Here is a 7,601-nt window from a genome sequence, read left to right on the forward strand (position 1 = left end):
GAGATGAAAAAAATAGCCGTTCTATTCTCCGTGTTCATGCTCATTCTCTCCGCATGTGCACCCAAATTTGAACAGGAAGAGGAAATTGTTCAGCAGACGGATAATAAGCAGCAGAAAGCGATTATTCCAAAATACAACATTTCCGACTCCTACTATCGAACGATTTTACCGTTTAAGCCAGGGGAGGCAAGAGGGCTTGTTGTTGAAAATTTAAATACCCGTTTGGATGTTGACGAATTTGAATCAGGATTAATGCGCCTTGCCCAGGAACGATTTTCTCCAAACGACTATGTATTCCAGGAAGGGCAATATTTAAACAAAAAAACGATTGAAAGCTGGTTAAAACGAAAGCTGACAAAAGAGCAATTAAAAGCCCAAAAGATGGACGAGTCGGAAAACGTCGGCTTAAATCCGATCATGAGCGATGAAGGGACAAATGAAGAAAAAAACAAAAAAAGCCCGATTTATTTAGCTCATATTATGGAGCATGACTACTTAGTAAAAAATAATGATGAGAAAGTGCAATTAGGCGGAGTCGTCATTGGCTTGGCAATGAATTCGGTCCACTATTATCAGACAGAAGAAGGCTATCCGCGCGAAGTGGAAATCGAGGACAAAGTCATTGAACGGGAAGGAAAGCGAATCGCGGCTGAAGTGCTTTCACGTTTGCGGAAAATAAAAGAATTAAGAGAAGTACCGATTACGATTGCTTTGTTTAAACAACAGCCGGCAACATCCATTATTCCGGGGCATTTCTTTGCGGTCACTCATGTTGATAAAGGCAGTTCGTCTATTGATGACTGGGAAGATGTGAATGAACAATATTATTTATTCCCTTCTGATGAAGCGGAGAAGAATCATCGCGAAGATATGATGAAATTTAACAATTTTAAATCAGACATTGACGAATTTTTCCCTAACTACACGGGTGTGATTGGCAAAGCGTTTTACCGTGATGACCAGCTGCAGCAATTAACGATTAACATTCCGATGCAGTTTTACGGAAAAGCAGAAGTGATTGGCTTTACCCAATATGTTACAGGACTTGTGATGGAGCATTTTCCAGACTATATTAACGTAAATGTTTATATTTCTTCTGTAAGCGGTCCGGAAAGCTTAATTATCCGCAAAGCAAATGAGGAACAGCCTTTTGTTCATATTTACCAATAGAGAATTTTTAAAAAAATTGAATAAGCATGTATTATCAGTTAGAATGATAAATGTAGTCTGTAAACGCTTTTGTAATCAGCAAAGGGGGCACAAACAATGGTACAACCTTACAGACATGAACCATTTACAGATTTTACGATTGATGCGAATAAAAACGCATTTAAAGATGCTTTGAAGCTAGTCGAATCATATCTTGGAAAAGATTATGATTTAATCATTGGCGGAGAGCGTATTTCTACAGAAGACAAAATTGTTTCCATTAATCCGGCAAACAAAAACGAAGTAATCGGCCGCGTCTCTAAGGCAAATAAAGACCTTGCGGAAAAAGCGATGCAAGTGGCAGATGAGGCATTTAAATGGTGGAGCAAAACAAAACCGGAAATGCGTGCCGACATTTTATTCCGTGCAGCTGCCATCTTGCGCCGCCGCAAACATGAGTTTTCCGCATTGCTTGTAAAAGAAGCAGGAAAACCATGGAAAGAAGCAGACGCTGACACAGCAGAAGCGATCGACTTTTTAGAGTACTATGGCCGTCAAATGTTAAAATTAAAAGACGGTATTCCTGTTGAAAGCCGTCCAAATGAATTTAACCGTTTCTTCTACATTCCGCTTGGTGTTGGCGTTGTTATCTCGCCTTGGAACTTCCCGCTTGCGATTATGGCAGGTACAACAGTTGCCGCTCTTGTAACAGGTAACACCGTTCTTTTAAAACCGGCAAGCGCGACACCGGTTGTTGCTTACAAGTTTGTAGAAGTGCTTGAAGAAGCAGGTCTTCCGGCAGGCGTCTTAAACTACATTCCAGGAAGCGGTGCGGAAGTAGGCGACTACCTAGTTGACCATCCGCGCACTCGTTTTATCAGCTTCACTGGTTCTCGCGACGTAGGTATCCGTATTTACGAGCGTGCAGCGAAAGTACATCCAGGTCAAATCTGGTTGAAACGCGTCATCGCGGAAATGGGCGGTAAAGATACAATCGTAGTGGACAAAGATGCTGACCTTGAATTAGCGGCACAATCGATCGTTACCTCTGCATTCGGTTTCTCAGGTCAAAAATGTTCGGCATGCTCACGCGTTGTTGTGCTTGAAGAAGTATATGATCAAGTATTAAACCGCGTTGTTGAATTGACAAAGCAATTAACGGTCGGAAACCCAGCCGAACAAAGCACATTCATGGGCCCTGTCATCGACCAATCTGCTTACAACAAAATCATGGAATACATTGAAATCGGTAAACAAGAAGGCAAGTTAATGACTGGCGGAGAAGGAGACGATTCACAAGGCTTCTTCATTCAACCGACTGTATTTGCGGATGTCGATCCGAAAGCCCGCATCATGCAAGAAGAAATTTTCGGTCCGGTTGTTGCCTTCACAAAAGCCAAAGACTTCGATCATGCGCTTGAAATTGCCAACAACACGGAATACGGCTTAACAGGTGCGGTAATCTCTAGAAACCGTTTCAACATTGAAAAAGCGCGTGAAGAATTCCATGTCGGCAACCTTTACTTCAACCGCGGCTGCACAGGCGCGATTGTCGGTTACCAGCCATTCGGCGGTTTCAACATGTCCGGCACCGACTCGAAAGCAGGCGGTCCTGACTATTTAATCCTTCACATGCAGGCAAAAACAACTTCAGAAATGTTTTAATGAAAAAACCTCTCTGCTATAAAGCAGGGAGGTTTTTTATGTATTGGTAAGCTTTCTTGAATTTTTCAGTTGCTTGTTGTAATTATGTAGATTTAAAAAAATGGTAACAACTGAAACATTTTTATTGATTCTAACGTTACGTGAAGATTTATGATCGTGTCAGAAGGGGGTGAGAACAATGAAAAAGGTATATCCAATCGGCGAGTTTGCGAAAAAAACGGGTCAAACAATACGAACGCTTCACTATTATGACGAAATAGGGATTTTGAAGCCGTCACGTGTATCGGGTTCTGGACGCCGATTTTACAGTGAAGATGAGATCATTACATTACAAAAGATTGTGGCACTGAAGTTTCTTGGCTTTTCTCTTGAAGAAATTAAACGTTTTATGCAAGAAGAGAAATGGGACTTAAAAGAATCACTTGCTTTTCAAAAGAGGCTTTTGCTGCAAAAGCGTGAACATATTGACCGCATCATAAAGGCAGTGACGCATGCCCAGCACCTTGCCGAAGAACAAGAAAAGATGGATCCGAATATATTTAGTTTGCTTATTAACTCCATCCAAATGGAGAATCAACAGAAAGAATGGCTGAAACAATTTATGCCGGCTGAAACAGTGGAAAAAATATTTGATATTAGCGAAGAAAAACAGTTGGAATATGAGAAGAAGCTGCTTGGAATTTTCGAAAAGCTAAAAGAATACTATGGAAAAGATCCGAGTGATAATGCTGTGCAATCGTTAATTGAGGAACTTTTCTCAATTGCCAAAGACGTTGCAAAAGAAGTTTTTGGTGAATATTTATCACTATTTCATTTGAAAGAGGATGAATTCGCTGAAGAACCGATGCTGTTCCTATCTCCTTTTTCCAAAGAAGAAGAGGAATGGGTGGCAAAAGCGGTGGAAATATTTTTAGAGAAAGAAGGAGTAGATTTGAGTGAAGAAGAATCATAGTATACCGATAGACAATTGGAAAACCTTCTGGGAGTTAATCAAGAGCACGAATCCGCCGAAATGGATTTTTGTCACTGCTATTACTCTTAGTTTGATTGAGACAGGGGTTGGACTCATTGTACCATGGTTTACTAAAGATCTTGTTGACCAGATCGCCGCATCTGCGATAGAACCATCAATTATTATTTTACTTGCTGCTTCGTTTATTGTGCAAACGATCACTTCCGGCTTTTCTTATTACTTCCTCACCTATATTGGAGAATATGTGGTGGCGGCGATTCGTAAAAAGCTTTGGAATCAAGTTTTATTATTGCCTGTTCCTTTTTTCGACAAACACCAATCTGGAGAAACGATGAGCCGAATTACTCAAGACACCAACACGGTAAAAATGCTGATCACTCAACATTTAGTTACGTTTCTGACCGGATTTATTTCAGTTGCAGGGGCTGTTAGCATCCTGCTTATTATCGACTGGAAAATGACCCTTATGATGGTGACGGCTGTCCCAGTTTCCATCCTGATTCTCTGGCCGCTTGGGCAAAAAATGTACAAAATTTCAAAAGCTACCCAGGATGAAATGGCCAGTTTTTCAGCCAATCTTGGCAGAGTGTTATCCGATATTCGTCTTGTTAAAGCTTATTGCGCGGAAAAAGAGGAGCAAAAAAACGGGGAACTAGGGATTTTTCATTTGTTTCAATTTGGGCTGAAAGAAGCGAGAATCCAAGCTGTCATTTCCCCGTTTATGACATTTGTGATGATGCTCGTTTTAGTCGTTTTAATCGGTTATGGCGGCGTCCGTGTTGCCTCAGGCACGCTTTCGTCCGGTTCGCTTGTCGCCATCATTATCTACATGGTTCAAATTGTTGTTCCGTTTAGTCAGATGGCTGCATTTTTCACTTCATTTCAAAAGGCAATGGGCGCAACAGAGCGAATCCAGCGCATTTTATCCTTAGAGAGAGAACCAAGCGGCAGTTTGCCTGCGGTGCCAAACCATAAGCAAGACATCCATTTTCGAAATGTTTCCTTTTCTTATAAAAAGGGAGAGCCTGTCCTCAAACAAATAACGCTCACTATCCCTTCCGGAAAAACTACAGCTATCGTTGGTCCGAGCGGCAGTGGCAAAACGACATTGTTTGCTTTGTTAGAGCGATTTTACACTCCCGATGAAGGCGAAATATTGTTTGGGGAAACTAATATTGAAGATTTTCATTTACATTCGTGGCGCAGTCAAATCGGTTATGTCTCCCAAGAAAGCCCAATGATGTCAGGAACGATACGCGACAATATTTGTTATGGACTAAATAGAGACGTGTCCGATGAAGAGATAGAACGGGCAGCCAAACTGGCAAATGCAGCGGAATTTATCGAACGGCTTCCAAACGGATATTTGACGGAAGTTGGAGAGCGGGGAATCAAATTATCAGGCGGACAGCGGCAGAGAATCGCCATTGCCCGCGCTCTTATACGCAATCCAAAAATTCTTCTCCTTGATGAAGCAACCTCAAACCTAGACAGCTCATCGGAAGTTCTTGTTCAAAAGGCCTTGCAGCGGCTAATGGAAGGAAGAACAACACTTGTCATTGCTCACCGTCTCTCAACCGTTATCGGCGCCGATCAAATCGTTGTATTAGAGAATGGGACCATCACCGGGATCGGCACACATAGCGAATTGCTGCAAACCCATCCGCTCTACAGAGAACTGGCCGAACAACAATTCCAAACAATATCGGAGTAAGCACAAAATAAATTTTCTTTCGGATCGCAGTGTACAGATACGACTTTGATGTTAAGATCACATTTAAAATGTGCTATAGCATGTGTATATAATACACGTTTAAGAGCATATCATAAATAGAAAGGGGAATGGAAAGTGGGTATGAACGTGATGAATAGGGGAAAACGGGGTACGTTGGGGCATCTTGAATTTTTAAAAGAACGGGTATATGGCATTACTGATATGACACGCACGAATAAATTATCGGAAATTCTTAATCGCTTTGCTGACGAACCAACCAGTGAAATTTATGTTATTCAAAATACAAAAAATAAAAAAGCTTCTGCTGTGTTATCCGATGTTGAATATTTTGAACATCTCCTTGATATAAAGGAATTTTTTGAACAAATTGTGGATGACTATATGTATCAGGTAGCATCGGAACGTCAAAATGATACGGTCGACATTCCATTAGAGGTTGCTTTAGAGGGAGAAGAATTTGAATTCGATGAGATTATACAATTGGCACACGACATTGAAATGGACGACGAGGAATAAGCAGAACGATGAAAGATATCCAAAAAGAAATTGAGAAATTGAACGAGTACTTATTACGTTTTCATACCCAAGTGTTCTTCTCCCGCAACTCGCTGCAAGATTTTAAGTCATATTCAAAAGGGCAGCGTAAGCAAATACTTGCTCTCATTGTCAAACAAGCGATGAAGGGAGCGATGCTGAAACCGAAGGGAAACGGTAATCAACTGCATCCACCGCTGCATCAATTTGCAAAAATCAAGCCAAAATCCATGAGTTTACGAGTTATTTACCGTCTGGTTGAAAAAGATGAGATTGTAGAGATGCAGATTATCGCAATCGGACCGAGAGATCGCAATGAAGTGTATGAAATGGCAAAATCGAGAATCCATCTCTTTTTCGAAGAAATTCAACAGCGTGGAACATAACTTCTCTACATATGTAACCTCTCTGCATAAGAAGGGAGGTTTTTTATTTTGTATCAATTCCAATTAGAAGTTAAGCTCTTTTTATACGTGAAAAAAGGCTGATCCACAAGCACAGTATCACCCCCGCAACACAACGGCATTGAGTCTATATTGCGAAATGCACGTGAGATCAGATGCTTATGGGTCAGCCCTTTTATATGTTCATTGAAGTCGGCGTTAGAGCCTTTCATATGATTATATGAATAATTGGAAAACTGCACCATGTTGAGACGGTAAGAAGAGATATCTTCTCCTTCTTAATTAATATTGTTGGATTCGATTTTTACGGCGGTTCTGATACCATAAATTTTGGAAGTAACAATCATCTTTCATCGTGCATCATCTTTGATTTGCTGAAGAAGATCATCTACACCATATATCAGGCCTTGATTTTGCAGTTCTTTATAGGCATCCATCATTTCTTCTTTCGTGAAAATATCCTTAAACCAATGAAATAGAGAATCAACCCTAAAAGTCCAGTATATACGTTTATCTGGATAGATTTTATGATTCCAATCCACACATCGTTGCAACACCATCCCCATCAACATGGCATACAAGATAAACTTTGCTTTTTCTGATAAATTTTCATTCTTGTAGGTTTTTTTCATGGTATCCATCTCGGGCGGCGCTAGTAATCCTATATATTCTCCTGAGGCGTGTTCTTCAATGAAATTAAAATTTTTATCGGTATTCTGCTTGTTTGCCATTTTTTCTTGATAGTCTTTGTAGATTAAACTTTGCATAATAGCTGTTTTGCTATATTTTTTGTAATCGCCATGGGAGTAGTAGTTTACTAATTCTTCCAACATATCGACTATTTTTTGCTCAAAACGAAAATTTACTTGTTTATGCACGTTTTTTCCCCCTTGATGGAGTTGCAAAGCTTAAAAGCCGATTTTACATATATTTTTCATATTAAATTTATGCTGATTCGAAGCGGTTTTAAAGACCGATTATGCATGAACAATATATCTTTTTGTAACTTCTTCTAAATTTTCTGCCATTTTTTGAAGTATGTTCGATGATGTATCTAAATGTCGGGCTGTATTTACTTGTTCCTCAACAGCTGCACTTAACTCTTGGGTGCCAGCGGAAATTTGTTGGGCAGCGCTTGCGA

Annotated in this window: 7 protein-coding genes; 6 read left to right on the top strand and 1 reads right to left on the bottom strand. The window is 40.3% G+C overall.

Annotated features, from left to right (window positions below):
- Window positions 1-3: 3 nt before the first annotated feature.
- The 6 genes from B0I26_RS16615 to B0I26_RS16640 all read left to right on the top strand — a co-directional run bounded on the left by B0I26_RS16615 (window position 4) and on the right by B0I26_RS16640 (window position 6,442).
- The gene (locus B0I26_RS16615) at window positions 4-1,170 is read left to right on the top strand and encodes a CamS family sex pheromone protein (RefSeq protein WP_111646505.1); all 1,167 of its coding nucleotides are present in this window, start codon (window positions 4-6) and stop codon (window positions 1,168-1,170) included.
- 96 nt (window positions 1,171-1,266) lie between these two features.
- Complete coding sequence (pruA, locus tag B0I26_RS16620; protein WP_111646506.1) at window positions 1,267-2,814, top strand: L-glutamate gamma-semialdehyde dehydrogenase; 1,548 nt, start codon at window positions 1,267-1,269, stop codon at window positions 2,812-2,814.
- 178 nt (window positions 2,815-2,992) lie between these two features.
- A complete protein-coding gene (locus tag B0I26_RS16625; RefSeq protein ID WP_111646507.1) occupies window positions 2,993-3,766 on the top strand; it encodes a MerR family transcriptional regulator in 774 nt (257 codons plus the stop codon).
- Window positions 3,750-5,501, top strand: a complete 1,752-nt coding sequence (locus B0I26_RS16630) for an ABC transporter ATP-binding protein (protein ID WP_111646508.1) — start codon at window positions 3,750-3,752, stop codon at window positions 5,499-5,501. Before B0I26_RS16625 ends, B0I26_RS16630 begins: the two co-directional genes overlap by 17 nt.
- Before the next feature lie 135 nt (window positions 5,502-5,636).
- On the top strand, window positions 5,637-6,038 hold the full coding sequence (locus B0I26_RS16635) for a hypothetical protein (protein ID WP_111646509.1): 402 nt from the start codon (window positions 5,637-5,639) through the stop codon (window positions 6,036-6,038).
- Between the two features lie 8 nt (window positions 6,039-6,046).
- Window positions 6,047-6,442: a hypothetical protein gene (locus B0I26_RS16640; protein ID WP_111646510.1), complete on the top strand. Its 396-nt coding sequence runs from the start codon at window positions 6,047-6,049 to the stop codon at window positions 6,440-6,442.
- A 368-nt stretch (window positions 6,443-6,810) separates the two neighbouring features.
- On the opposite strand, the gene B0I26_RS16645 is transcribed toward B0I26_RS16640, so the two are convergent.
- The gene (locus B0I26_RS16645) at window positions 6,811-7,338 is read right to left on the bottom strand and encodes a hypothetical protein (protein WP_111646511.1); all 528 of its coding nucleotides are present in this window, start codon (window positions 7,336-7,338) and stop codon (window positions 6,811-6,813) included.
- Window positions 7,339-7,601: the final 263 nt, after the last annotated feature.

Origin of the sequence: Paranoxybacillus vitaminiphilus (assembly GCF_003259935.1) — a bacterium.
In the GTDB taxonomy this organism is placed as follows: Bacteria; Bacillota; Bacilli; order Bacillales; family Anoxybacillaceae; genus Paranoxybacillus; species Paranoxybacillus vitaminiphilus.

What these genes read in the sequence shown, in the direction of transcription:
- B0I26_RS16640 (WP_111646510.1), top strand. Translation starts at nt 6,047, where the DNA reads ATGAAAGATATCCAAAAAGAAATTGAGAAATTGAACGAGTACTTATTA.
- B0I26_RS16625 (WP_111646507.1), top strand. Translation starts at nt 2,993, where the DNA reads ATGAAAAAGGTATATCCAATCGGCGAGTTTGCGAAAAAAACGGGTCAA.
- pruA (WP_111646506.1), top strand. Translation starts at nt 1,267, where the DNA reads ATGGTACAACCTTACAGACATGAACCATTTACAGATTTTACGATTGAT.
- B0I26_RS16615 (WP_111646505.1), top strand. Translation starts at nt 4, where the DNA reads ATGAAAAAAATAGCCGTTCTATTCTCCGTGTTCATGCTCATTCTCTCC.